Here is a 24795-nt window from a genome sequence, read left to right on the forward strand (position 1 = left end):
GAGGGGGACTAGATCAGCCCTTTCGAGCGCAGGCTGACATGGCCCTGCGCGCCGATCACGATATGGTCGTGGACGGCGATGCCCAGCCCCTTCGCCGCATTGGCGATCGCACGGGTGATGTCGATGTCCGCGCGGCTTGGCGAGGGATCGCCCGAAGGATGGTTGTGCACGAGGATGATCGCCGCCGAGCCGAGGTCGATCGCGCGGCGGATCACCTCGCGGACATGGACGGGCGCCTGGTCGATCGAGCCTTCGCTCATCACCTCGTCGCGGATCAGCATGTTGCGCGTGTTGAGGTGGAGCACGCGGAAACGCTCGACGACGTGATGCGCCATGTCGGCGTGGAGATAGTCGAGCAGCGCCTGCCAGTTGGCCAGCACGGGGCGCGCCGCGACCTCGCCGTGGAGCAGGCGGAGCGCGGCGGCGTGCGCGATCTTGATCGCGGCGGCGGATGTCTCGCCCATGCCCGGCACGCGCGTCAGCGCCGCCGCGTCGGCGGTCAACAGCCCGCCGATCCCGCCGAACTCGCGCAGCAGCGCCTTGGCAAGCGGCTTGGTGTCGCGGCGGGGGATGGCGAGGGTGAGAAGATATTCGATCAGCTCGTGATCCAGCAGCGCGTCGCCCCCGCCGCGCGCCAGCAGCCGCTGGCGCAATCGCGCGCGATGGCCGGCGGCATCGGGGGAAGGTGGGTCGCCATCGGCCATCGCTGCGAAGCGTAAGGCGGCGTGCGGCTCCATGCAATTGCGCGCGCGTTATGTCGGTGGCTATGAATCGAACTCCGAACGAATGGAAAGGGTTGCGCGTAGCGGTGGAGGAGGAAGGTGAAACGCCGCGTCCTCGCCGCCGGGGGAGGCGCATCGGGGTCGCGCTCGGCGCGACCGCCGTCGCGGCGCTCGGCGCCCTGTGGCTGGAGCGGGTGCCGATCGCGACCGGCTTCATCGATCGCGAGCTGGGCCGCAGCGGGGTCGCCGCGCGCTATCGGATCGCCGATCTCGGGCTGGGGCGGCAGCGGCTGACGAATGTGGTGATCGGCGACCCGGCCGATCCCGATCTCGTCGCCGACTGGGTGGAGACGCGGATCGATCTCGGCGTGACCGGCCCCTATCTCGCCGCCGTACGCGCCGGCCATGTCCGCGCGCGGGCGCGGTTGGTGAACGGCAGGCTCTCGCTCGGCGCGATCGACCGGCTGCTGCCGAGCAGCGGGCCAAAGACCGCGACGTTCACGCTGCCGGCGCTCGATCTGGCGCTGGAGGACGGGCGGGTGCGGCTGGAGACGCCTTACGGCATCGTGGCCGCGAAGATCACCGGAGAGGGCTTTCTCGACAGAGGGTTCAGCGGAACGATTGCCGCGCTGAGCGAGAAGATGACGGTGGCGGGCTGCACGCTTGGCCGCCCCACGGCCTTCCTCAAGATCACGATCGGGCGCGCCGGGCCGCAACTCACCGGGCCGGTGCGCGTGGCGGAGGCGCGCTGCGGCGATGCCGTGGCGAGAGACGCGCGCGTCAACCTCGACATGCTGCTCGGGCCTTCGCTCGATCACTGGTCGGGGCGTGCCGCGCTTGCCGCCGGCGCGGTCGGCGGCGGCGGCGCGCGGGCGGCCGACGTGGGTGGGACGATCGACTTCGCCGGTGATGAGCGCCGGACCGAGGGACAGGCGGATATCGCCGGCGGCGTGTTCGCGCTGCCGGGCGCGGCGGGTGAGCGGATCGGCTTTCGCGGCAGATGGCGGCTGATCGAGGGCAGGCCGATCGTCGCCGGAACGATGCGCGCGGGGGGCGTGACGCTCGACCAGCGACTGCGTGAGCGCGTCGCCGGCGGCGCGGCGGCGGCGGCAGGCACGCCGCTCGGCCCGATCGCGCGCGGGCTGGCGGCGGCGGCGGATCGCGCCGCACGCCGCTTCGACGTGACGGCGCAGGCGGGCGTCACGAATGGCGGTCTCCTCGCCCTCTCCAGCCTGACCGCCGACGCGGCGAGCGGCGCGCGCCTGAAGCTCGGCGAGGGGAGCGGCATCTCGCTCGGCGATCCCGCCGGTCCGCGTATCGACGGCACCGCGTCCCTCTCCGGCGGTGGTTTCCCCGCGACGCGGATCACGGTGCGGCAGCGTGCCGCCGGTGCCCCGATCGTCGGCACGGCCGCGATCGCCCCCTATGAAGCCGGCGGCGCGCGGCTGGCGCTGTCGCCGGTGACGTTCGCGCGGACCGCGCGTGGGGCGATCACGCTCCGCACGACGGCGGCATTGTCCGGCCCGCTCGGCGACGGGCGGGTGGAGAATCTGCGCGTGCCGCTGGTCGCGACGATCGGCGCGGAAGGCGTGACGCTGAATCCTGGCTGCACGCCGCTGGCCTTCGATCGGCTCGCGGCCGGCGGCCTTGCGCTGCATCCGGCGCGGCTGACCTTGTGCCCGACCGGCGCGGCGCTGTTCCGTGCGACCGGCAAGGAGATCGATTATGGTGCGCGAATCGCCACCCCGCGCCTTGAAGGGGCGATCGGCGCCAGCCCCCTGACGCTCGCCGCCGATACGCTGATCGCGCGACGCGAAGGCTTTATCGCGACCGGCATGAAGGCCCGGATCGGGCAGGTCGGGCAGCAGACGCGCCTCGATTTCGCGACGCTCGACGGTGGCTTCCGCGCTGGCGGCCTCTCCGGCGCCTTCTCCGGCGGCGCGGGGCGGATCGGCGCGGTCCCGCTACTGCTCGGCGAGGCGGCCGGCCGCTGGCGGTTCGCCGGCACGGCGCTCGACGTCAACGGTGGACTGACGGTGAGCGACGCAGCGCCCGCTCCGCGCTTCCGCCCGCTCGTCGGGAGCGATGTGACGTTGCGGCTCGCCGCCGGGGTCATCACCGCCGGCGGCGTGCTGCGCGAGCCGAAGAAGGGGGTGAAGGTCGCGGATGTCACGATCCGCCACGCGCTTGGCAGCGGCGCGGGCGAGGCGCGACTCGCCGTGCCGGGCATTACCTTCGGCAAGGAGTTCCAGCCGGACGAGCTGACCCCGCTCACCTTCGGCGTGATCGCCGACGTGAATGGCACGGTGAGCGGCGAGGGCGATATCCGCTGGGGCGCGGCGGGCGTCACTTCCACCGGCACCTTCCGCACCGCCGGGACGAACCTCGCCGCCGCCTTCGGCCCCGTCACCGGGCTGAAGGGCGAGATCCGCTTCACCGACCTGCTCGCGCTGGAAAGCGCGCCGGGGCAGGTGGCGACGGTCGCCTCGATCAACCCCGGCGTGCCGGTGAATGAAGGGCGCATCGCCTATCAGACGCTCGCCGGCACCCGTATCCGCATCGAGGGCGCGCGCTGGCCGTTCGCCGGCGGGGAACTGACGCTCGATCCCTCGCTGCTCGATTTCTCGGTGCCCGAGGCCCACCGGCTCACCTTCCGCGTGAAGGGAGCGGAGGCGGCGCAGTTCCTCCAGCAATTCGATTTCAAGAACCTCGACGCGACCGGCACGTTCGATGGCGTGCTGCCGATCGCCTTCGACCAGTCCGGCGGGCGGATCGAAGGGGGGCATCTGGTGGTGCGCGAGGGCGGCGGAAGCATCGCCTATGTCGGGGAACTGACCGAGAAGGACCTCGGCACCTGGGGCAATATCGCGTTCCAGGCGCTGAAATCCTTGCGCTACAGGAGCCTCGACATCGTGATGAACGGCCCGCTGGCCGGGGAGATGGTGACGGAGGTGCGCTTCGCCGGCGTGTCGCAGGGTGCGGGCGCGAAATCGAACTTCCTCGTGCGCCGGCTCCAGAAGCTGCCGTTCGTGTTCAACGTCCGCATCAAGGCGCCCTTCCGCGGGCTGCTCGATTCGGTCGCTTCCTTCTACGATCCCAGCCGGCTGATCGAACGCAACCTGCCGACCCTGCTGGAGGAGCAGCAGAAGCGCGGCAAGCCGCCCGCGCCCGTTCAGCCCACCGTAAGCGAGAAGATGCCATGAGGACGATGGAATTGACGAAGTACGAAAGGCGCGCGACCCTAGGCACGATGCGACGAGCGATGATGATCCTGCTTGCGGGCGGCACGGCGGCGTGCGTCAACGTCACCGCGCCCGACAAGCCGATCGTCATCAATCTCAACATCAACGTGACGCAGGAAGTGGTATATCGCCTCGACAGCGACGCGAAATCGCTGATCAAGCAGAATCCGGGGATTTTCTGACCATGACGAACAGGGCTTTGCTGATGGTTGCCGGCGCGGTGGCTCTCGCCGGCCTTTCCGCCACCGCCTTCGCGCAGCGCGATCCGGCCTATGCCGCCGCGCGCGCCGAGGGGAAGGTGGGCGAGCAGCCGGATGGCTATCTCGGCATCGTCGGCGCCGCGACGCCGGAGCTCCGCGCTTTGGTCAACTCGATCAACATCCAGCGCAAGGCGGCCTATACGCAGAAGGCGCAGGCGGCCGGCGCGACGGTGGAGCAGATGGCCTTCACCTCCGGCTGCAACCTGATCCTCCAATTGTCGCCGGGCGAGAAATACAAGACGCCAGGCGGCATGTGGGAGACGCGCGGGGCCGGCGCGCCGCAACGCGATTCGCGCTGCATCTGATTCGAGGCGGCGCTCGTTTTCCCGCGTCGTCATTCCGCCGCGCGAGCGGGTGACGGTCGCAGGCGCCTTCCCCTGCTTCGACCATTACGGAAGGGTGACCAAGTGTTGACACCCCCGGACCCCCCGGCTAACCGGTCCCGGCCTTGGCGGGCTCGCCTTTCGGCCTGACAGCGCCTGTCCGTCGCACGGGAGAGCGCGAATGGCCGAAAACGAGTCCGGACCGGAAACCCTCGGCGAAGATGCGCGCCTCAAGTCGCTCGATGAGCGGCTGCGGGCGGCGCGGAACGACGAAGCGCTTCGGGCAGGCGCGGGCAAGGCGGCGGACGATGCGGGGTATCGCCTCGGCAATCGCGTGCTCGCGGAGCTTGTGGGGGGAATGGCGGGCGGCGCCCTGATCGGTTGGGTGATCGATCGGTTCGCCGGCACTTCTCCCTGGGCACTGTTGGTGATGCTCGCCCTCGGGACGATCGTCGCCTTCAGGAACATCATTCGGATTTCACAGCGCCCGAAGTGACTTCGGGCGCTTTGTTCAAGGATTGAGCGAAGTGGCAGCCGGCGGCAAGATCGATCCGATGCACCAGTTCCTGGTGGAACCGCTGTTCGGAACCCAGAACTGGTCGATCGCGGGCTACAACGTGGCCTTCACCAACTCGGCCGCGTGGATGTGCGTGGCGACGATCGCGCTGATCGCCTTCATGACGATGGGCACGCGCGGCGCGCTGATCCCCGGTCGCGGGCAGGTGATGGTGGAAGGCTTCGTCCGCTTCGTCGACAACATGCTGTCGGCAAACGTCGGGCCGGAGGGGAAGCGCTACGTCCCCTATATCTTCTCGCTGTTCATGTTCATCCTGTTCGCCAACGTCCTCGGCCTGTTGCCGCTCGGGCTGTTCGGCATCCATCCGTTCACCTTCACCAGCCATTTCACGATCACCGGCGTGCTGGCGATCATGAGCTTTTCGATCGTGCTGATCGTCGGCTTCTGGCGGCACGGTTTTCACTTCTTCAGCCTGTTCGTGCCGCACGGCACGCCGGTGTGGCTGCTGCCGCTGATCCCGCTGATCGAGTTCGTCTCGTTCATGGTGCGCCCGTTTAGCCTCGGCCTGCGACTGTTCGTCGCGATGACGGCGGGGCACGTGCTGCTCAAGGTGCTGGCGGGTTTCATCATCAATTCCGGCACCGCCGGGATCGCGCCGGGCCTGTTCGTCGGCGTCCCCTCGTTCATCCTGATGGTCGGCATCTCCGCGCTCGAGCTGCTGGTGGCCGGTATCCAGGCCTATGTCTTTGCGCTGCTGACCTCGCTGTATCTCAACGACGCGGTCAACCTGCACTGAGTTTTTCCAAGCGTTCCAACCCTTTCAACACTGGAGTTAAAATTATGGATCCCGCAGCCGCCAAGCTCATCGGTGCCGGTCTCGCCGCGATCGGCGCCGGCATGGCCGCCATCGGCGTCGGCAATGTGTTCGGCTCGTTCCTCGAGGGCGCGCTGCGCAATCCGGGCGCGGCCGACGGCCAGCAGGGCCGCCTGTTCATCGGCTTCGCCGCCGCCGAGCTTCTCGGCCTGCTGTCGTTCGTCGTCGCGATGATCCTGATCTTCGTCGCGTAACGAACCTCGCAGCTTTTCCTTGGGCGGCCCGGTGCGCGCGTAGGCGCGCCGGTCCGCCGAGGCAGGACGAACATGCCACAGATATCCCAGCTCGCCGCCACTTATGCGTCGCAGATCTTCTGGCTGCTGCTGACGTTCGGCATCGTCTTCTTCATCGTGGGTCGCGGGATGCTGCCCAGGGTGCAGAAGACGATCGATTCGCGCGACAGGTCGATCGCCGACGATCTCGCCGCCGCCAGCCGTGCGCGCGACGAAGCCGACAAGGCGGAGGAAGCGTGGCGCCAACGCGACCATGCCAATCGCGAGAAGGCGCAGGCGCTTGTCGCCGAGGCGCGCGCCCGCGCCGCCAAGGCGACCGAGGCGACGCTCCACGCCGCCAACGAGGAGCAGGTCGCGAAGATCGCCGCCGGCGAGGCGGAGGTCCGCGCGGCCACCACCCGTGCGCTAGACGAGATCGAGGCGGTGGCCGCCGAGGCCGCGCAGGATATCGTCGCCCGCGTCTCCGGTGCTAGCGTGACGGTGGACGAGGCGAGGGGGGCCGTGAAGGCGGCGATGGCGAATGGCTGATCTGGTTCTTCTCTCCGCTGCCGCCGAGGGCGCGGAGCATGCCGCCGATCCGGCGCTGTTCGGTGTGCTGAACGGCACCGTCTGGGTCTCGATCGCGATGGCCGCGTTCCTCGCGATCGTGATCTGGAAGGGCGGCATCCGCGCCGTCACCGGGATGCTCGATCGCCAGATCGCCGACATCCGCAAGCAGCTCGACGATGCGAAGCAACTTCGCGCCGAGGCGGAGGCGCTGCGCGACGAATATACGCGCAAGATCGCCGACGCCGAAAAGAACGCCGCCGAAATGGCGACGCAGGCGGAGCATGAGGCCGAGGCGGTCGTCGCGCAGGCCAGGCTCGACGCCGCCGAACTGGTGCAGCGCCGCGCCCGGATGGCGCAGGACAAGATCGCCGCTGCCGAGCGCGCCGCGATTGCCGAGGTTCGCGCCAGGACCGCTGACGCTGCGGCGAAAGCGGCGGCTGCACTGATCGCCGAGCGCCACGGCAAGGACGCGGACAAGGCGCTGATCGACCGCACCATCGCCGGGCTGAGCCGTCCGCACTGAGCGTTCTCCCGAACGACTGACTCGAACGGGGCGGCCTGCGGGTCGCCCCGTTTCGTTTGGGGCCGGGAGGTGGCCGGGGTGCCGAGGCCCGGTGACGGACGAAGGTGTCCGCTATCACCGACCAGTTGTCGCGATCGCGATTGCCCCGCTAGACCGGCGCATATGAGCGACCCACGCGAATCGGGCCTTGCCCTCGATCCGAAATATGATGCCAACGGACTCGTCACGGCGGTCGTCACCGATCGCGTCGGTGGCGGGGTGCTGATGGTCGCGCATATGAACGCCGAGGCGCTGGCGGCGACGCTCGCCAGCGGCGAGGCGACCTTCTGGTCGCGCAGCCGAGGACGGCTGTGGAAGAAGGGCGAGACCTCCGGCAACGTGTTGCGCGTCGCGGAAATCCGGATCGATTGCGATCAGGACGCTTTGTGGCTGATCGCCGATCCCGCCGGCCCGGCCTGCCACACCGGCGCGCCGAGTTGCTTCTATCGCCGCATCGCCGATGGCGCGTTGGAGCGCGTCGATTGAGGCGAGCCGTGCTCGTCGCGTCGCTGGGCGTGCTGCTGGCGGGATGCGGACGGGCAGCGCATGAGCCGGAGATCGATCGCAACGGCGCCGGCGCGCGGCTCGAACGTGCGGCGATTTCAGCGGGTGTGGTGGCCGATCCCGCGCTGCTCGATCCGATTGGCGCTTACGGCAAGGAAAACGACCGCGCCTGCATCGTCCGTGCCGGCAAGGATTATCGCATCGGCGCGAGCGTGGATTATGGCGACGGGCACGGCTGCCTTGCGCGCGGTTCCGCGAAGGGGGCGGGCAAGCTCGCCGTCACGCTGGGCGAGGGATGCCGCTTCGACGCGCGGTTCGACGGGCGCCGGCTAACCTTCCCGCCGGTGCTGCCCGCTGGATGCGATGGTTTCTGCACCGGCCGGGCCTCACTCACCGCCCTGTCGGTCGAATGGCTGAGCGGCGCGGAATCCGAGGCGGCGGCGCTGCGCGGGACCGATGGGAAGCCGCTGTGCGGCGAATGATCGCAAGTTGACGTTCACGTAAGGGTGAGCTAACTTCCCGGCATGTCGAGCGTCTCCGCCTACGCCCCGATACCGTCGCTGCCCGATCGCACCAGCTTCACGATCACCGATCTCGCCGCCGAGTTCGACGTCACGCCGCGCGCGCTGCGTTTTTACGAGGACGAGGGGTTGATCGCGCCGGAGCGGCGCGGCACCGCGCGCATCTATTCGCATCGCGATCGCGCGCGGCTGGCGTGGATATTGCGCGGCAAGCGCGTCGGCTTCAGCCTCGCGGAGATCCGCGAGATGATCGACCTCTACGACATCGACGACGGCCGCCACACCCAGCGCGCCGTCACCATCGAGCGTTGCCGCGCGCGCATCGCCACGCTGGAAGCGCAGAAGAAGGACATCGACGCCGCGATCGACGAACTGGGCGAATTCGTCGCCTTGCTCGAAACCGGCGCAACCAGGGAAGCCTGAACAATGCCGCAATATACGCCCCCCGTGCGCGATACGCGCTTCGTGCTCGACCATGTCGTCAGGCTCGGCAATTATGCGAACCTCCCGCCCTTCGCCCCCGCGACGCCGGACATGGTGGACGCGGTGCTGGAGGAAGGCGGCCGCTTCGTCGCCGAGGTGCTGTTCCCGATCAACCAGTCGGGCGATCTGGAGGGCTGCACGCGCCATCCGGATGGCAGCGTGACGACGCCGAAGGGGGTCAAGGAAGCCTATGCGAAGTTCGTCGAATCCGGCTGGGGCACGCTTTCCGCGCCGGAGGAGTTCGGCGGGCAGAACATGCCGCATGTCGTCTCGACGGCGTTTCAGGAATATATGATCTCCTCGAACATGGCCTTCGCCATGTATCCGGGGCTGGCGCATGGCGCGATCGCGGCGCTGATGGTGAAAGGCTCGCCCGAGCAGCAGCGCACCTATCTGCCGAAGATGGTGTCCGGCCAGTGGGGCGGCACGATGAACCTGACGGAGCCGCAATGCGGCACCGACCTCGGCCTCATAAAGACCAAGGCAGAGCCGCAGGCCGACGGATCGTACAACGTCACCGGCACCAAGATCTTCATCTCGGCCGGCGAGCACGACCTGACCGAGAACATCATCCATCTCGTGCTCGCCAAGACGCCGGGCGCGCCGGACAGCTCCAAGGGCATCTCGCTGTTCGTGGTGCCGAAGTTCCTCGTCAATGCGGACGGCTCGCTCGGCGAGCGCAACGCGGTGTCGTGCGGCTCGATCGAGCACAAGATGGGCATCCACGCCAACGCCACCTGCGTGATGAACTATGACGGCGCGAAGGGCTGGCTGGTCGGCGAGGAGATGAAGGGCCTCGCCGCGATGTTCATCATGATGAACGCGGCGCGGCTCGGCGTCGGCTTGCAGGGCCTCGCGGTGGGCGAGACGGCCTATCAGAACGCGGTCGTCTATGCCGGCGACCGGCGGCAGGGCCGCGCGCTGACCGGCCCGGCCGAGCCGAACGAGAAGGCGGACCCCTTGTTCGTCCACCCGGACGTGCGGCGGATGCTGATGCACGGCAAGGCGTGGACCGAGGGGCTGCGCGCGCTGTGCCTGTGGGGCGGGCTGCTGGTCGATCTGGAGCATGGCGCGGCGACCGAGGAGGAGCGCCAGTCGGCCGCCGACCTGATCGGGCTGCTCACCCCGGTCATCAAGGGCGTCGGCACCGACAAGGGCTATGAGATCGCCACCAATGCGCAGCAGGTCTATGGAGGCCACGGCTACATCCAGGAATGGGGGATGGAGCAATATGTCCGCGATGCGCGGATCGCGATGATCTACGAAGGCACCAACGGCGTGCAGGCGATGGATCTCGTCGGCCGCAAGCTGGCGATGAACGGCGGTCGCGCGGTGCAGGCGTTCTTCGCGCTGGTGGCGGGCGAATGCGCGGCGGCGAAGGGCGATGCCGCGACCGCCGATCTCGCGACGCGGCTGGAGAAGGCGCTGGGCGAGATGCAGGCCGCGACGATGTGGTTCATGGGCAACATGGCCAACCCGAACAATATCGGCGCGGGCGCGGTGCCCTATATGCACCTCACCGGGCTGGTCGCGGTCGGGCTGATGTGGCTGCGCATGGCGAAGGCAGCGGTTGATCTGAAGGCGGCGGGGGAGGGCGATGCGGCGTTCCTCGACGCCAAGCTCGTCACCGCGCGCTTCTTCGCCGAGCGGATGCTGCCCGACGCCGGCTCGCTGCGGCGGCAGATCGAGGGCGGGGCGGATGCCGTGATGGCGATCCCGCCGGAGATGTTCCGGGCCGGGTGAAAAGCGAACGAGAGACTCCCCCTTTCTTTCAGGGAGGGGAGTTGAAAGTGCGCGCTCAGATCGCCCCAGAGAACGTATCGCACTGCGCCGGGTCGCCGCTGTCCAGCCCGCGCTTCAGCCACGCCTGCCGCTGCGCCGAGGTGCCGTGGGTGAAGCTGTCGGGCACGACGCGGCCCTGCGCTTCCTTTTGCAGCGTGTCGTCGCCGATCGCCTGCGCGGCGGTCATGCCCTCCTGCACGTCGCCCGGATCGAGCCGGTCGCGGTTCTGCGCGGCCCACACGCCGGCATAGCAATCCGCCTGCAACTCCAGCCGCACCGACAGATGGTTGCCCTCCACCTCGCTTGACCGCGCCTGCTGGCGCTGCACCTGCTCCGAGGTGCCGAGCAGGTTCTGGATGTGATGGCCGAATTCGTGCGCGATCACGTAATCCTGCGCGAAATCGCCGGCGGCGTGGAAGCGATCCTGCAACTCGCGGAAGAAGCTGGTGTCGAGGTAGATGCCCTGATCGGTCGGGCAATAGAACGGCCCCATCGCCGATTGCGCCGCGCCGCAGCCGGACTGGCCCATGCCGGAATAGAAGACGAGCTTCGGCTGCTGGAACCGCTCGCCCGAGCGGGAGAAGATCGCCGCCCAGGTCTTGTCCGCCGAGCTGAACGCATTGCAGGCGGAGCGGCTCGATGCGTCGACCGAGCAGGCCGCCGTCGCGCCGCCCGCGCCGGGCGGCGGGCGCTGGCCGGTCTGCACCTGCGGCGTGTTGCCGGTCCCGCCGCCGAGCATCGACCCGAGGTTGCCCAGCCCGCCGAACACCGCCAGCAGCAGGAGCACGACGACGATGCCGCCGCAACCGAAGCGGCTGCCGATCAGCGGCAGCAGCCCCAGCAGCATCCCGCCACCGCCGCCAAAGCCGCCGCCGCCGAAGCTCTGGCCGCGCTGATCCTCGACATTGATGTCCGGGTCGAAATCGTCGAGCCGCATCGCGCTATCCCCTGCCGCCGTGCATCACGCGTACCTGAATGCGCGAAGCGAGCGGGCGGTTGCAAGGGGCGAACTTGATCGCGGGCCTCCACCCGTGCAGGAACGGCGCATGGCAGATGTAGAACCCCGCCGCCGCCGCTCCCGCGCGCTGCCGTTGCCCGATACGGTGGCGCTGGTGCTGCAAGGCGGCGGCGCGCTCGGCAGCTATCAGGCCGGCGTGATCGAGGCGCTTAGCGCCGCCGCGATCGAGCCGGACTGGGTGGCCGGAATCTCAATCGGCGCGATCAACGCCGCGATCGTCGCGGGCAACCCGCCGGAGCGGCGTGTCGAGCGGCTGCGGCAATTCTGGAACCAGGCGACGAGCTGGCTGCCCAGCTTCCCGATCCTGCCCGACGACATGGTGCGCGAGTTCGTCCACGAATGGTCGGCCGGCTTCGTCGCGATGGCGGGGGTGCCGGGCTTCTTCGGCCCGCGCTTCATCCCGCCGTTCATGGCCGTGCCGGGGACGCCGGGGGCGCTGAGCTTCTACGATTCGACGCCGCTGCGCGACACGCTCGACGAGATGGTCGACTGGGATCTGCTCAACGACGGGCCGGTCCGGCTTTCGGTGGGCGCGGTCGATGTCGAGAGCGGCAATTTCCGCTATTTCGACACGCATGACGAGCGGATCGACGCGCGGCACGTGATGGCGTCCGGCGCGCTGCCGCCGGGCCTGCCGCCGGTCGAGATCGACGGGCGCTGGTATTGGGACGGCGGGCTGGTCTCCAATACCCCGCTCCAGCATGTGCTCGACAACCAGCGCGCGGAAATGATCGTCTTCCAGGTCGATCTGTTCTCCGCCGCCGACGAACGGCCGCGCACGATCATGGATGTGCTGGCGCGCGCCAAGGAGATCGCCTTCTCCAGCCGCACTCGGCAGGTGACCGACCAGATGATGCGCCTTCGGAAGGAGCGCGAACTGGTGCGCCGCGTGCTCGCCAAGCTGCCGCCGGAACTCGCCGCCGATCGCGAGGTCGAGACGCTGTCGGCGATGGCGGCGGAACAGCCGGTCAGCCTCGTCCACCTCATCTACCGCGCCAATGCGTGGGAGGGCGGCGCGCGCGACTTCGAATTTTCCACCCGCACGATGCGCGAGCATTGGGCGGCGGGCCGCGAGGCGGTGGAGGCCACGATGGCCAATGCCGAGCTGGTCGCGGAGAATATCCTCACCGGCCGCACCGCGGCCTTCGACCTGGCGAGATAGGAGTGACCATGTTTCTCAAGGGCAAGAGCGCGATCGTCACCGGTTCGACCTCCGGCATCGGCCTCGCGCTCGCCAAGGCGCTGGCGGCCGAAGGCGCGGCGGTGGTGATCAACGGCTTCGGCGATGCCGATGCGATCGAGAAGGAACGCGCCGGGCTGGCGGCGCTGAGCGGCGCGCAGGCGCTGTACGATGCGGCCGACATGACGAAGCCCGATGAGATCGAGGCCATGGTCCGCCGCGCGCATGATGAGCTTGGCGGGCCGGATATCATCATCAACAACGCCGGCATCCAGCATGTCGCGCCGGTCGACCAGTTTCCGATCGACAAATGGAACGCGATCATCGCGATCAACCTGACCAGCGCGTTCCACATGATGCGCGCCGCGGTGCCGTTCATGCGCGCGAAGAAATGGGGGCGGATCATCTCCACCGCCTCGGCGCACAGCAAGGTCGCCAGCCCCAACAAGTCGGCTTATGTCGCCGCCAAGCACGGCATCGACGGGCTGACCCAGACGGTGGCGCTGGAGACCGCTACCGACGGCATCACCGTCAATTGCATCTCGCCCGGCTATGTCTGGACGCCGCTGGTCGAGAACCAGATCCCGGACACGATGAAGGCGCGTGGGCTGACGCGCGAGCAGGTGATGAACGACGTGCTGCTCGCCGCCCAGCCGACCAAGCAGTTCGTCACGCCAGAGCAGGTCGCGGCGTTTGCGGTGTTCCTTTGCCGCGACGAGGCGGCGCAGGTCACCGGCGCGAACCTCTCGATCGACGGCGGCTGGACGGCGGCGTGAGCCTGTTGTTCGGTCTTGCCGCGCTGGCGGCGTGTCAGGCCGCCGCGCCCGACGCGGCCGCCGCCGTGGTACCCGAACATGCGGCCTCCGAGCGCGCCGACACCTGCGGCGGCGCGGAGGTGGCGTGGCGCCGCGCGGCGACGCAGAACGATCGCGTGCGGCTGCGCAACTGGCGTACCTCATGGCTGGACGCGGTGGCGAAAGCCAAGAGCGACGGCGGGGCGGAGGCGATCGCGCGGGACGATGCGCTCTACGATCCCGATCGCGCGCTCGATCATCCGATCCCGCCCGCCGGCGATTATCGCTGCCGGATCGTCAAGCTCGGCGCGAAGCGGGCGGTGAACAAGGATTTCGTGGAGCTGCCGGCGAGCGCCTGCACCGTGGGGCGCAACGGCGACGAGACGTGGTTCACGATCAACGAGGGAAAGCAGCGCCCGATCGGCCGCTTCTTCGCCGGCCCGCCGGGGCGCGGCGTGTTCCTCGGCACGCTGGAGCTGGGCGACGAGCGCCTTCCGCTCGAATATGGGCTGGATGCGCGGCGCGACATGATCGCCTATCTCGATCGCGTAGGTGACGCGCGGTGGCGGCTGATCGTGCCGCAGCCGCATTTCGACTCGATCGCCGAGCTGGTGGAGATCGTCCCGGCGCGCTGACGGGCGGAAGGACTTATTGCCCGAAGTCCGCCGCGCTGGCCTGCGCGATCGCCTCGCGCGCGGCGGCGACGAGCGCGCTGGCCTTGGCCTCGCATTCGCGCTGCTCATAGGCCGGGTCCGAATCCGCGACGATGCCCGCGCCGGCCTGCATGTGGATCGTCCCGTCCTTCACCACGGCGGTGCGCAGCACGATGCACGAATCCATCGACCCGTCCGGCGAGAAATAGCCGACGCCACCGGCATAGGCGCCGCGCTTCTCCTGCTCCAGTTCGGCGATGATCTGGCAGGCGCGTACCTTGGGCGCGCCGCTGACCGTGCCGGCCGGAAAGCCGGCGAGCAGCGCGTCGATCGCGTCGTGCGACGGATCGAGCCGGCCGACCACGTTCGACACGATGTGCATCACATGGCTGTAGAATTCGACCATATAGCTGTCGGTCACCGTGACGCTGCCCGCCGTCGCGACGCGGCCGACGTCGTTGCGGCCGAGATCGAGCAGCATCAGATGCTCGGCGCGCTCCTTGGGATCGGCAAGCAGGCTGGCGCGGTTCGCCTCGTCCTCGCTGGCGGTCCTGCCGCGCGGGCGGGTGCCGGCGATCGGGCGGATCGTCACCTCGCCGTCGCGCGCGCGGACGAGGATTTCCGGGCTGGAGCCGATCAGCGCGAATCCCGGCAGATCGAGGTGATAGAGGAACGGCGACGGGTTGATCCGCCGGAGCGCGCGGTAAAGCTCGAACGGCGGCAGCGCGAAGGGCGCGGTGAAGCGCTGCGCCAGCACGACCTGGAAGATGTCGCCGGCCGCGATATATTCCTTCGCCCGCGCGACCATCTCGCCATAGCGGCCGGGCGCGAGCACGGGCGTGAGCGCCACTTCCGCCGGTTCGCCCGTCACGCGCGGCGGCAGGCCGGCGGTGGCGAGGCGCGCCTCGACCGCATCGAGCCGCTCCTCCGCCTCGGCGACGATCGCGGCGGCGCCGCGCGCCGCGTCCGGCCAGACGGGCGCGACGAGGAACAGCGCATCGGCCAGCCGGTCGAACACCAGGATCACCGTCGGCCGCACGAACATCATGTCGGGCAGCCCGAGCGGATCGGCTTCCGGCACGGCGAGGTTTTCCGCCAGCGCGATCGTCTCATAGCCGAAATAGCCGACGAGGCAGGCGAGCGCTCGCGGCAGCTCCGCCGGCACATCGGCGCGGCAATCCGCGACCAGCCGGCGCAGCGCCGCCAGCGTCGGCTCGGGGCAGGGGGCGAAAGCGTCGCGGTCGGTCAGCCAGTGGCGGTTGATCGCGGCGCTGTCGCCCCGCGCGCGGAACACGAGATCGGGCGCGAGGCCGATCAGGCTGTGCTGCCCGCGCACCGACCCGCCCTCGACCGATTCGAGCAGGAAGTCGCCGCGCCCCGGCTCGATCAGCTTGAGCGCGGCGGCGACCGGCGTCTCGGTATCGGCGACGCGCCGCCGCCACACCAGCGCGGGGCGCCCGGTCGCGAGCGCGCCTTCGGCTGGATTACTGATTGCCCGCATCCTTGCCCGACAGGTCGGCCTTGATCCGGGCGATCTCGGCGGCGTTGCGCACTACTTTCAGCTCCGCCTTCACGGCATTGGTGAACTGCTCGGCATATTCGCGGCCGACCAGGCTGCCGATCTGCTGGCGAGTGGAGGCGATGAGCTGCGGCGTCTTGGCCGCGTCTCCGCCGACGATCGTGTCGACCTTGACGATCATCCAGCCGGCATTGTTCGGTGCCTCCAGCAGCCGCGCGCTGCCGCCCGGCAGGCTGAACATCAGCGCCAGCGCAGGGTCGACACCCTGCCGCGAGGCGATCTGCCCGCGCATCCCGTCGATCGGGCGCACCGCCGCGCCGCTCACGCCCGCCAGCGCCTGCGTCAGCGGCGTGCCCTTCTGCACCTTGGCGAGCGCCGCCGCGGCCACCTGACGCGCCGCCTTGCGCGCGCGATCGGCGGCGAAATCCTTCGCCACCGTCTCGCGCACCTTGTCGAGCGGGCGCGGCGCGGCGTGGACCACGCGATCGAGCGCGACCAGCGCGAAGCTGCCGTCAGGCCCGAGCTGCACCATCGTCGGCGAATCGCCCTCTTCCGCTGCGAAGCCGGCCTTGACGATCTCGGCCAGCGCGGGATCGGGCCTGGCGGCGGGGTCGTCGGGGTTGAGGCCGGTGGCGGTGAGCGCGGGAGTGGTCGCGGCCGTCAGCTTGTTGTCCGCCACCAGCTCGCTGAAATTGGCGTTGTCGGCGATGGCGTCGTCCAGTTTGTCGTGGACCTTGCTCAGCGCCTCGACCAGCTTCTGCTGCGTCAGCACCTTGACGATCTCGTCACGCGCTTCGGCGAGCGACTTGGCGGGCACCTGCTCGATCGAATCGATCCTGGCGACGACGAAGCCGATCCCGCCCTTGACCGGGCCGATCATCGCGCCCTTCGCGGCGCCGAACGCGGCGTCGGCGGCGGCGGCGGAGGTCTGCGCGGCATAGGCCGATTTCTCGATCCCGCTGATCGTGCGCGGCTCCAGCCCGGCGGCGCGCGCGGCCTCGGCGATCGAGCCGGCTTTCGCCTTGGCGGCGAGCGCCTCGGCGGCCTTCTGGTCGAGCACGACGACCTGCGTCAGCGAACGCTTTTCCTTCGCGGCATAGCGGGCGCGGTTGTTGTTATAGGCCTGCGCGATCTCCGCGTCGCTCGGCTGCGCCTGCGCCTTCATCATTTCGGCGGTGACGCGGGCGTAGCGGATCACGCGGCGCTCCGGCACGGTATAATTGGCGACGTTGCGCTTGTAGAAATCCTGCACCTCGGCGTCGGTCGGCGCGGGGCCGGCGGCCATCGCGGCGGCGGGGATCAGCGCGACCTGACCGGTGCGCCGCTCGAGCAGCAGCGAGGCATAGGGCAGCGCGATCGATTCCGGGAGCTGCGCCGCGCCGACCGTCGAGGCGAGCAGGAAGCGCGCCATCGTGGTCTGCGCGATCTCCCCCTGCACCTGCTTGTCGGTCATGTGGCGCTGCTGGAGGATGCGCTCATAGGCGGCCTGATCGAACTTGCCGGTCGGGCCGATCAGCGCGGGGATGCTCTGCAACTCGCTGCCGACCAGCGCGCGGCTGACGGCCATACCCTGATCCTGCCCGAACTTCTCCAGCGCGATGCCGGTGATGAGCTGGTCCAGCACCCCCTCCACGCCGCCGTTGGCGACGAAGGTCGGCATGTCGACGCCGGGGTTCTGCTGGTGGATCTCGTTGAGCTGGTCGCCGACGCGCTGCTTGAGCTGCGCCTCGCCGATCGTGACATTGCCGATCCGCGCGACGGTGGTCTTGGTCATGCCGCCGCTGCCGGCGCTCAGCCCGGTCACGTCGCCGGCCGCGAAGGCGAGCGCGATCATGCCCAGGGTGACGAAGGTGATGACCAGCCCGATCTTTGAATTGGTGATCCGCCGGAAGAAACCGAGCATGCGCGTTGAAATCCGTGAAGTTGCAGCTTGCGGCTTTAGGGACGCGGCACGGTGGCATCAAGCGCCGAGCGCGGCTATCGACCGATCATCCGTGATTGTGGTTGCGCAAGGGGAGGGACATGCGTCGTAAGCTGGTTGCCGGGAACTGGAAGATGAACGGGTCGCTGGCGAGCCTCGTCGAGCTCGACGGGATCGGCGCGGCGCTCGATCCGCGCGTCGACGTGGCGATCGCGGTGCCCGCCACGCTGATCGCGCCGGCGGCGGCGCGCGCCTCCTTCCCGATCGGGGCGGAGGACGTCCATGCGGCGGACAGCGGCGCGCATACCGGCTGCATCTCCGCGCCGATGGCGAAGGAGGCGGGCGCGACCTTCTCGATCGTCGGCCATTCCGAGCGGCGGCAGGGCCAGTGCGAAAGCGACGCGGACGTGAAGGCCAAGGCGGAGGCGCTGCGCCGCAACGGCATGCAGGCCATCCTGTGCGTCGGCGAGACGCTGGAGGAGCGCGAAAGCGGCCGTGCCGGGGCGGTGGTGACGGGGCAGGTCCGCGCCTCCCTGCCGGAAGGGGCGGACGGCGCATGGCTCGCCATCGCCTATGAGCCGATCTGGGCGATCGGCACCGGGCGCACCGCGACGGTGGCGGATGTCGAGGCGATGCATGGCGCGATCCGCGCGACCCTGGCCGAACTGCTCGGCGCGGACGGCGGCGCGGGCGTGCGGCTGCTCTACGGCGGATCGGTGACGGCGGACAATGCGGCATCGCTGCTCCACGCGCGCGACGTGGACGGCGCGCTGGTCGGCGGCGCGAGCCTGACGGCGGCGAAGTTCGCGCCGATCATCGCGGCGGGGGCGGGGGCATGACGCTCGCGCCGCTGCCGCGGGTCCGCCGCGTGCTCACCGCGATCGACGCGGAGGGGCGCTCGCATATCGCGGCGGACGGCCCCAGCCCGGCGGGCTTCGCGCTGCCCGGCTCGCCGTTCCGCAGCGACAATATCTGGCATACCGCCGCCGCGCCGGCGCCGGTCGAGGCGCCCGATACGATCACCGCGCACAAGGGCGTGCTGCCTCCGCCGGGCGGCACGGTGCTGCGCGTGATCGACTTCCCGCCGCAGGCCGGATCGCGCGCGGAACAGGCGGCGCTGGCGGCGCAGGTCTTCGCCTTGCTCTACCCGGATGCCGACCATCACGCCGGCAGCGAGCGCAGCGCGGGGATGCACACCACCGACACGGTGGATTATGCAATCGTGCTGGCCGGCGAGATCTGGGCGGTGATGGACCGCGACGAGACGCTGCTCAAGGCCGGCGACATATTGATCCAGCGCGGCACCGCCCATTCGTGGGAGAATCGCGGCGTGGCGATGGCGCGCGTCGCCTTCGTGCTGATCGATGGCACGCGTGGGGGCATGAGCCGCCGCTAGGGGCCGGATATCCCGATCACTATCGCGATCGTGTCGCCGATGGCGATGTCGGCCTGCGCCCGCACCGCCTTCTTGAGCGGCACCATGTAAGTGTCGCCGCGCGGAAACAGGGAGGTGGTGAAACGGACGCCGTTCGCCTCCGCCGCCACCGGCACGCATCCCCAGCCGTAGCTCGCGATGCGCGCCGCCTCGCGGATCGCGGCGACATGGCGCTCGGGCACCGCCGCGAAGATGAAGGGAGCCGGCCCGCGCCAGTGGATCACCGCCGCGTCGAAGCCGATCTCCAGCAGCGGGCGGCCGCTCATGCGTAGCGCGCCTTGAGCACCTCCCACGCCGCGCGCAGGCCGAGCGCGTCGCCGCCCTTCGGCCGGCCCGCCTTGGCCGCCGGCCGCCACGCGAAGGTGTCGACATGCGCCCAGGGGATCGTCGCGGGGACGAAGCGGCGCAGGAACAGGGCGGCGGTGACCGCGCCGGCGAAGCCGCCTTCGGGCGAGTTCACCATGTCCGCCACGTCGGACTTGAGCATCTCGTCATAGCCGTCCCACAGCGGCATCCGCCACAGCGGGTCGCTCACGCGCTCCGCCGCCGACAGGAACTCCGCCGCGAGCGCATCGTCATTGGCGAACAGCGGCGGCAGGTCCGGCCCCAGCGCCACGCGCGCCGCGCCGGTGAGGGTGGCGAAGTCGAGGATCAGCGCCGGCTCCGCCTCCACCGCTTTTGCAAGCGCGTCGCCGAGGATCAGGCGGCCTTCGGCGTCGGTGTTGGTGTTCTCCACCGTCAGCCCTTTTCGCGTCCTGAGCACGTCGCCGGGGCGGAAGGCGTTGCCGGCAATGGCATTCTCCACCGCCGGCACGAGCAGATGCAGCCGCACCTTGAGCTGCGCGCCCATCACCAGCCCGGCCAGCGCCAGCATGTGCGCCGCGCCGCCCATGTCCTTCTTCATCAGCCGCATGCCGGCGGCGGGCTTGATGTCGAGGCCACCCGAATCGAAGCACACGCCCTTGCCGACCAGGGCGACGCGCGGGTGTGCGGGATCGCCCCATTCCAGCTCGATCAGGCGCGGCGCGCGCTCCTTCGACGCCGCCTGCCCGACCGCATGGATCATCGGACAGCCGGTGGCGAGCGCGTCGCCGCGCGTCACCGTCAGCGTGCCGCCGTGCTTCTTCGCCAGCCCCTCCGCGATCTCCTCCAGCTCCGCCGGGCCGAGATCGGACGCGCCGGTGTTGACCAGATCGCGCACCAGCGCGGTCGCCTCCGCGACGCGCAGCGCTTCCTCGATCCGCGCCGGCTCGCCCGAGAGCAGCACGCGCGGCTCTGCGGGGTCGGCGCGGTAACGCTCGAAGCGATATTGGCCGAGCAGCCAGCCCAGCATTGCCGCCCCCGGCTCGCCCGAGGCGAGGCGATAGGTCCCCTCGGGCAGCGACGCGCCGAGCGAGGCGATCCGCCACGGCGAGCTTTCCGGCTCGGGGCAGACGAGCAGGTACGACCATTCCTCCGCCGCCTCGCCGGGCAGCACCGCGCGCTCGCCCGGCTTGCCCGCCACGCGCCCGGCGGCCACCGCCGTGCGCACGCGCGGCGGCTGGCCGGCGAGCCAGTCGGCGAAGGCATCGGGGTGGACGACATGGATCGCGCGCGCCGGCTGGCCGCGATCGGGCTGGAGCATCGGGGTAAAGTCCGTCATGTCGCCACCAAAGCAGGACTTGCCCGGCCGCGCAACGCGAGCGGTTTGCAAGCGCGAATGCACAATCTACATCACGGGCATGACCACGCACACCACCCGCATGCTGATTCTCGGTTCCGGCCCCGCCGGCCTTTCCGCCGCCATCTACGGCGCGCGCGCCGGGATGCAGCCGATCGTCGTGCAGGGCATCCAGCCCGGCGGCCAGCTCACCATCACCACCGATGTCGAGAACTATCCCGGTTTCGCGGACGTGATTCAGGGCCCGTGGCTGATGGAGCAGATGCAGAAACAGGCCGAGCATGTCGGCACGCGGCTGATGTGGGACACGATCGTCGAGGTCGATCTGTCGCAGCGCCCGTTCCGGCTGACCGGCGACGGCGGCGACATCTATGAGGGCGAGGTGCTGGTGATCGCTACCGGCGCGCAGGCCAGGTGGCTCGGCATCGACAGCGAGGAGCCGATGAAGGGCAAGGGCGTCAGCGCCTGCGCCACCTGCGACGGCTTCTTCTATCGCGGCAAGAAGGTGGCGGTGATCGGCGGTGGCAACACGGCGGTGGAGGAGGCGCTCTACCTCACCAATCATTCCGACGACGTGACGCTGATCCACCGCCGCGATTCGCTGCGCGCGGAGAAGATCCTGCAGGAGCGGCTGTTCGCGCATCCCGACATCAAGGTGCTGTGGAACAAGGAGGTGCGCGAGTTCGTCGACGGCGGTGGCACCGCCGGCCTCGTCGCGCTCGACCTGCGCGATACCGTGACGGGCGAGGCGTCGCGGCTCGACGTGCAGGGCGGCTTCGTCGCGATCGGTCACCATCCGGCGACCGAATTGTTTCGCGGGCATCTGGAGCTGGACGCGGACGGCTATGTCGCGGTCCAGCCCGGCTCGACGCGCACCAGCGTCCCCGGCGTGTTCGCCTGCGGCGACGTGATGGACAAGGTCTATCGCCAGGCGGTGACGGCGGCGGGCACCGGCTGCATGGCCGCGCTGGATGCCGAGCGGTTCCTCGCGGAAGCGGACTTCGAGAAGCTCGCCGAAGCCGCCGAGTAGGGTTGCGCCCGCCCCGGTCGTGGCGCAAACCTCGCGTCACGCAACCGTAACCGGGGGAAATAATGAAGTTTCGTATCGCGCTCGCGCTGTCGGCGGCGAGTATCGTGCTGGCCGCGCCCGGCTTCGCGCAGGACAGGAAGGCCGAGGACGCAAAGACGACAGACAGGGCACCGGCGGAAAAGAGCGGCGATCCGGCGATCCCGCCGCCGGTCGTCTCCGTCACGCATCACAGCGGCACGTTCGGCGGGGTGAAGATCGCCTATCGCGCCATCGCCGGCGAAACCTATCTCAAGGACAAGGACGGCAAGCCGCTCGCCGCGATCACCTCGTACAGCTATATCAAGGAGGGGCCGACCGATCCCAACCGGCCGGTGACCTTCCTGTGGAACGGCGGCCCCGGCTCCGGCTCGCTGTGGCTCCAGATGGGCGCGTTCGGGCCGAAGCGCGTCGTGCTGCCCGACGCGAAGGACGACGGCGCGCCGCCCTATCGCATCATCGACAACAACGCCTCGCTGCTGGATGTGACCGATCTCGTGTTCATCGATCCGGTCGGCACCGGCTTCAGCCGCGCGCTCGGCAAGACCGATCCCAAGGACTATTGGGGTGTCACCAAGGACGCCAAGTCGATGGCGCGCTTCATCCGCCTGTGGCTCGACGCCAACGGCCGCTGGAACGCGCCCAAGTTCATCGGCGGCGAAAGCTATGGCACGACGCGCTCGGCGGCGGTCATCAACGAGCTTGAGGGCAGCTATACCGACGTCGCGGTCAACGGCATCATCCTGATCTCCTCGATCATGGATTTCAGCCAGGCGGCCGACGCGCCGGGCAACGAGCTCGGCTATGTCACCAACCTGCCGTCGATGGCCGCGACCGCCTGGTATCATGACAAGGTGCCGAACAAGCCGGCGACGGTGGAGGAGTTCGTCGCCCAGGCGCGCGCCTTCGCGATCGGGCCTTATGCGTCGGCGCTGCTCAAGGGCAACAATCTCTCCGCCGAGGAACGCGCGCAGATCCTGCCGCAGCTTTCGCGCTTCACGGGCGTGTCGCAGACCTACCTCCAGAATGCCGACCTCAGGCTCTCGCCGGGCCGCTTCTACAAGGAGCTGCTGCGCGATCGCGGGCTGACGATCGGGCGGCTCGACACGCGCTATACCGGCAAGGATTACGACAATGCCGGCGAGGAGCCGGACAACGACCCCAGCTTCTACGGCATCGACGGATCTTACACCGCCGCGATGAACCAATGGGTGCGCGAGGGGCTGAAATATTCGCCGGAGCTGGTCTATTCCTCGATCGGCGCGGTGACGAGCTGGGACTGGGCGCTCGGCGGAGAGCGCGGCGGCGAGACCTATGTCAATGTCGCGCCCTATATCGGCCGCGCGCTACGCGAGAACAGCGGGCTGCGCGTTTTCGAGGGGCAGGGCTATTACGACTTCGCCACCCCATTCTTCGGCGCGGAATATGCCTTCTCGCGCACCGGCATGCCGACCGACGGGCGGATCGAATGGCATTATTATCACGCCGGGCACATGATGTATGTGCACGAGGAGGATTTGCAGAAACTTTCCAACGATATCCGGACGTTCATTCGCAAGCGGTGACAAGATCGCGGATCGCCGCCGCCAGCGCGGCGGCGTCCGCCTCGCGCGCGAAACTGTGCGAGTTGGTGGCGATCGTGACCGTTCGCGGCGCGATCCCCGCCCGGTTCGCGGCATCGGCACAAGCGATCGCGGTCGCGTCGCCTGCCGCGAGGATGACGGTGGCGTCGGCGCCCCAACCGGCGATCGCGGCCAGCGCCTCGGCCGCGAGCGGTTCGGCGGTCGGCGGCTTGCGGACGATGCGCGCCAAGCCCCGGATCAGCTTGCCGGGCGAGATGCCGCCGCCAAGCGCCCGCCGCCACGTCGCGGGATCGCGCAGCCGGGCGGCATAATGCGCGCGGATCGCGGCGGGCGGGGGAAGCTCGTCGACCGGCTCCACCACCCAGGGATTGGCGAGCAGCACGCGCGCGATCCCCGCGTCGCGACCGTGGAGCGCAAGCGTCGTCGCGGCGTCGCAATTGCCGAACGCGACCAGTCGAGCGACCTGCGGCGCTTCTGCCCGGAACGCCTCGCACGCCGCGAGCAGGTCGGCGCGCGCCGCGCGGAAGCCGCGATTGACGCCGCCCGAATCGCCGACACCCCGGCGGTCGTAGCGGAATACCGGCACGCCCTCCGCCGCCAGTTCCGCCGCCAGCAGCGCCATGCCGCGATGCGCGCCGGCACGGATCTCGTTCCCGCCTGAGACGATCAGCAACCCCGTCGACCCCGCGCCCTCGTCGAGCGAGCCGATCAGCGTCTCGCCCGCGCAGGGGAAGGCGATCAGCCGGCGCATGTCGCGATCCATGCCGCGAGGTCTTCCGCCACTGCCTCCTGCAAGGCCGGATCGACCCCCGGCTCGCTGGCGCGCCACAGCGGGCGGCCGGGCAGGCGGATCGCCGCCTCGCGCGGGTCGCCGTCCAGCCGCGCGATTCGCAACGCGCCTGCTTCCAGCGGCTCGGCGGCGTCGAGTTCGTCGAGCAGCGCGGGGGACAAGCGGTTGCCGGCATAGTCCGCGCCGCCGCCGAGCTGGCGGATGCGTTCAAGCTCGCGATATTGCGCCGCGCCGGTCAGCGGGGCCAGCCGCCAGCGCCCGGCCAGCGCGGCCTCGCCATCGACCAGCGCGCCGCCGCGCCACGCCATCGCGAACACCGGCCCGGCGAGTGTCCCCGCCGCCGCCGCAAACGATTCTCGCCAGTCGCCCAGCGACGCCTGCGCGGTCGGGACGAGGCTTTCGCCGGTGCCGGGCAGGTCGGGCAGCGCCCCGCCGATCCCGCGCGCCGCCAGCCGCCGCAGCACGTCCACCACCGCCGCGCGGGTGCGGTTGGCTTCCTCGAACAAGGGGAGCGCGGCGATGACGGTGGGGCCGTGATCCGGCCCGAAGCGCGGCATCGCCTCGCGGCCGCCGCGCCATTCGTAATGAGAGAGGCGCGGGGCGC

At 69.8% G+C, this 24795-nt stretch carries 27 protein-coding genes; 19 read left to right on the forward strand and 8 right to left on the reverse strand.

The features are described 5' to 3' along the window. Positions 1–8: 8 nt before the first annotated feature. Entirely contained in the window at positions 9–704 is a 696-nt protein-coding gene (gene radC / locus F9288_RS10335; protein WP_174836597.1) for a DNA repair protein RadC, read from the reverse strand. 62 nt (positions 705–766) lie between these two features. Here radC and F9288_RS10340 point away from each other — a divergent pair, with 62 nt between their 5' ends. The 12 genes from F9288_RS10340 (at position 767) to F9288_RS10395 (ending at position 10533) form a co-directional block, all read left to right on the forward strand. Next, the gene (locus tag F9288_RS10340) at positions 767–3925 is read left to right on the forward strand and encodes a YdbH domain-containing protein (protein ID WP_174836599.1); all 3159 of its coding nucleotides are present in this window, start codon (positions 767–769) and stop codon (positions 3923–3925) included. Between the two features lie 59 nt (positions 3926–3984). Further along, positions 3985–4146: a YnbE family lipoprotein gene (locus F9288_RS10345; protein ID WP_174836600.1), complete on the forward strand. Its 162-nt coding sequence runs from the start codon at positions 3985–3987 to the stop codon at positions 4144–4146. 2 nt (positions 4147–4148) lie between these two features. Further along, positions 4149–4529 (forward strand): YdbL family protein, encoded by a 381-nt coding sequence (locus tag F9288_RS10350; protein WP_174836602.1) that lies wholly within the window; start codon positions 4149–4151, stop codon positions 4527–4529. Between the two features lie 199 nt (positions 4530–4728). Continuing rightward, a complete protein-coding gene (locus F9288_RS10355) occupies positions 4729–5043 on the forward strand; it encodes an AtpZ/AtpI family protein (protein ID WP_174836604.1) in 315 nt (104 codons plus the stop codon). Positions 5044–5101: 58 nt separating this feature from the next. Next, a complete protein-coding gene (locus F9288_RS10360) occupies positions 5102–5860 on the forward strand; it encodes a F0F1 ATP synthase subunit A (protein ID WP_174839018.1) in 759 nt (252 codons plus the stop codon). 44 nt (positions 5861–5904) lie between these two features. Further along, a complete protein-coding gene (locus tag F9288_RS10365) occupies positions 5905–6132 on the forward strand; it encodes a F0F1 ATP synthase subunit C (protein WP_137785819.1) in 228 nt (75 codons plus the stop codon). Positions 6133–6204: 72 nt separating this feature from the next. Beyond that, complete coding sequence (locus F9288_RS10370; RefSeq protein WP_174836605.1) at positions 6205–6699, forward strand: ATPase; 495 nt, start codon at positions 6205–6207, stop codon at positions 6697–6699. Beyond that, positions 6692–7243, forward strand: a complete 552-nt coding sequence (locus tag F9288_RS10375; protein ID WP_174836607.1) for a F0F1 ATP synthase subunit B — start codon at positions 6692–6694, stop codon at positions 7241–7243. Before F9288_RS10370 ends, F9288_RS10375 begins: the two co-directional genes overlap by 8 nt. Positions 7244–7405: 162 nt before the next feature. Further along, entirely contained in the window at positions 7406–7768 is a 363-nt protein-coding gene (hisI, locus tag F9288_RS10380) for a phosphoribosyl-AMP cyclohydrolase (protein WP_174836609.1), read from the forward strand. Continuing rightward, positions 7765–8268, forward strand: coding sequence for a hypothetical protein (locus tag F9288_RS10385; protein ID WP_254621161.1), 504 nt, complete (start codon positions 7765–7767; stop codon positions 8266–8268). The genes hisI and F9288_RS10385 overlap by 4 nt, the downstream gene beginning before the upstream one ends. 42 nt (positions 8269–8310) lie before the next feature. Beyond that, positions 8311–8730 carry a MerR family DNA-binding transcriptional regulator gene (locus F9288_RS10390; protein ID WP_174836611.1) on the forward strand — a complete coding sequence of 140 codons (420 nt, stop codon included), beginning with the start codon at positions 8311–8313 and terminating at the stop codon, positions 8728–8730. Between the two features lie 3 nt (positions 8731–8733). Next, positions 8734–10533 carry an acyl-CoA dehydrogenase C-terminal domain-containing protein gene (locus tag F9288_RS10395; RefSeq protein WP_174836612.1) on the forward strand — a complete coding sequence of 600 codons (1800 nt, stop codon included), beginning with the start codon at positions 8734–8736 and terminating at the stop codon, positions 10531–10533. A 55-nt stretch (positions 10534–10588) separates the two neighbouring features. Here the strand turns inward: F9288_RS10395 and F9288_RS10400 are convergent, their stop codons facing one another. Continuing rightward, positions 10589–11509, reverse strand: coding sequence for a neutral zinc metallopeptidase (locus F9288_RS10400; RefSeq protein WP_174836614.1), 921 nt, complete (start codon positions 11507–11509; stop codon positions 10589–10591). Between the two features lie 109 nt (positions 11510–11618). Here F9288_RS10400 and F9288_RS10405 point away from each other — a divergent pair, with 109 nt between their 5' ends. From F9288_RS10405 to F9288_RS10415, 3 genes are read left to right on the forward strand one after another with little or no spacing between them, the layout of a single operon-like run. Further along, positions 11619–12752, forward strand: a complete 1134-nt coding sequence (locus tag F9288_RS10405) for a patatin-like phospholipase family protein (protein WP_174836616.1) — start codon at positions 11619–11621, stop codon at positions 12750–12752. Between the two features lie 8 nt (positions 12753–12760). Next, positions 12761–13546, forward strand: coding sequence for a 3-hydroxybutyrate dehydrogenase (locus tag F9288_RS10410; protein ID WP_174839020.1), 786 nt, complete (start codon positions 12761–12763; stop codon positions 13544–13546). Further along, positions 13543–14199: a DUF4893 domain-containing protein gene (locus F9288_RS10415; RefSeq protein ID WP_174836618.1), complete on the forward strand. Its 657-nt coding sequence runs from the start codon at positions 13543–13545 to the stop codon at positions 14197–14199. Before F9288_RS10410 ends, F9288_RS10415 begins: the two co-directional genes overlap by 4 nt. 13 nt (positions 14200–14212) lie before the next feature. On the opposite strand, the gene trpE is transcribed toward F9288_RS10415, so the two are convergent. Both trpE and F9288_RS10425 read right to left on the reverse strand, forming a co-directional pair. Continuing rightward, a complete protein-coding gene (gene trpE / locus F9288_RS10420) occupies positions 14213–15718 on the reverse strand; it encodes an anthranilate synthase component I (protein WP_174836620.1) in 1506 nt (501 codons plus the stop codon). Continuing rightward, a complete protein-coding gene (locus F9288_RS10425) occupies positions 15702–17639 on the reverse strand; it encodes a peptidylprolyl isomerase (RefSeq protein ID WP_174836622.1) in 1938 nt (645 codons plus the stop codon). Before F9288_RS10425 ends, trpE begins: the two co-directional genes overlap by 17 nt. Positions 17640–17758: 119 nt before the next feature. Here F9288_RS10425 and tpiA point away from each other — a divergent pair, with 119 nt between their 5' ends. Both tpiA and F9288_RS10435 read left to right on the forward strand, forming a co-directional pair. Further along, positions 17759–18496, forward strand: a complete 738-nt coding sequence (gene tpiA, locus F9288_RS10430; protein ID WP_174836624.1) for a triose-phosphate isomerase — start codon at positions 17759–17761, stop codon at positions 18494–18496. Further along, the gene (locus F9288_RS10435) at positions 18493–19053 is read left to right on the forward strand and encodes a cupin domain-containing protein (RefSeq protein WP_174836626.1); all 561 of its coding nucleotides are present in this window, start codon (positions 18493–18495) and stop codon (positions 19051–19053) included. Before tpiA ends, F9288_RS10435 begins: the two co-directional genes overlap by 4 nt. Here the strand turns inward: F9288_RS10435 and F9288_RS10440 are convergent. Together F9288_RS10440 and F9288_RS10445 are read right to left on the reverse strand one after the other, a co-directional pair. After that, positions 19050–19358 (reverse strand): DUF1905 domain-containing protein, encoded by a 309-nt coding sequence (locus F9288_RS10440; RefSeq protein WP_174836628.1) that lies wholly within the window; start codon positions 19356–19358, stop codon positions 19050–19052. The two genes, F9288_RS10435 and F9288_RS10440, sit on opposite strands and share 4 nt — an antisense overlap. Then, positions 19355–20734 (reverse strand): M17 family metallopeptidase, encoded by a 1380-nt coding sequence (locus F9288_RS10445; protein ID WP_174836630.1) that lies wholly within the window; start codon positions 20732–20734, stop codon positions 19355–19357. The genes F9288_RS10440 and F9288_RS10445 overlap by 4 nt, the downstream gene beginning before the upstream one ends. A gap of 79 nt (positions 20735–20813) precedes the next feature. Between F9288_RS10445 and trxB the strand changes: the two genes are divergently transcribed. Both trxB and F9288_RS10455 read left to right on the forward strand, forming a co-directional pair. After that, the gene (gene trxB / locus F9288_RS10450; RefSeq protein WP_174836632.1) at positions 20814–21782 is read left to right on the forward strand and encodes a thioredoxin-disulfide reductase; all 969 of its coding nucleotides are present in this window, start codon (positions 20814–20816) and stop codon (positions 21780–21782) included. Positions 21783–21844: 62 nt separating this feature from the next. After that, the gene (locus tag F9288_RS10455) at positions 21845–23383 is read left to right on the forward strand and encodes a S10 family peptidase (RefSeq protein ID WP_174836633.1); all 1539 of its coding nucleotides are present in this window, start codon (positions 21845–21847) and stop codon (positions 23381–23383) included. Here F9288_RS10455 and F9288_RS10460 read toward each other — a convergent pair. Both F9288_RS10460 and F9288_RS10465 read right to left on the reverse strand, forming a co-directional pair. Beyond that, positions 23367–24152, reverse strand: a complete 786-nt coding sequence (locus tag F9288_RS10460) for a hydrolase 1, exosortase A system-associated (RefSeq protein ID WP_174836635.1) — start codon at positions 24150–24152, stop codon at positions 23367–23369. The two genes, F9288_RS10455 and F9288_RS10460, sit on opposite strands and share 17 nt — an antisense overlap. Beyond that, positions 24140–24748 carry a hypothetical protein gene (locus tag F9288_RS10465; protein ID WP_174836637.1) on the reverse strand — a complete coding sequence of 203 codons (609 nt, stop codon included), beginning with the start codon at positions 24746–24748 and terminating at the stop codon, positions 24140–24142. Before F9288_RS10465 ends, F9288_RS10460 begins: the two co-directional genes overlap by 13 nt. Positions 24749–24795 lie beyond the last annotated feature (47 nt).

Source organism: Sphingomonas sp. CL5.1 (assembly GCF_013344685.1).
Lineage (GTDB): Bacteria > Pseudomonadota > Alphaproteobacteria > Sphingomonadales > Sphingomonadaceae > Sphingomonas.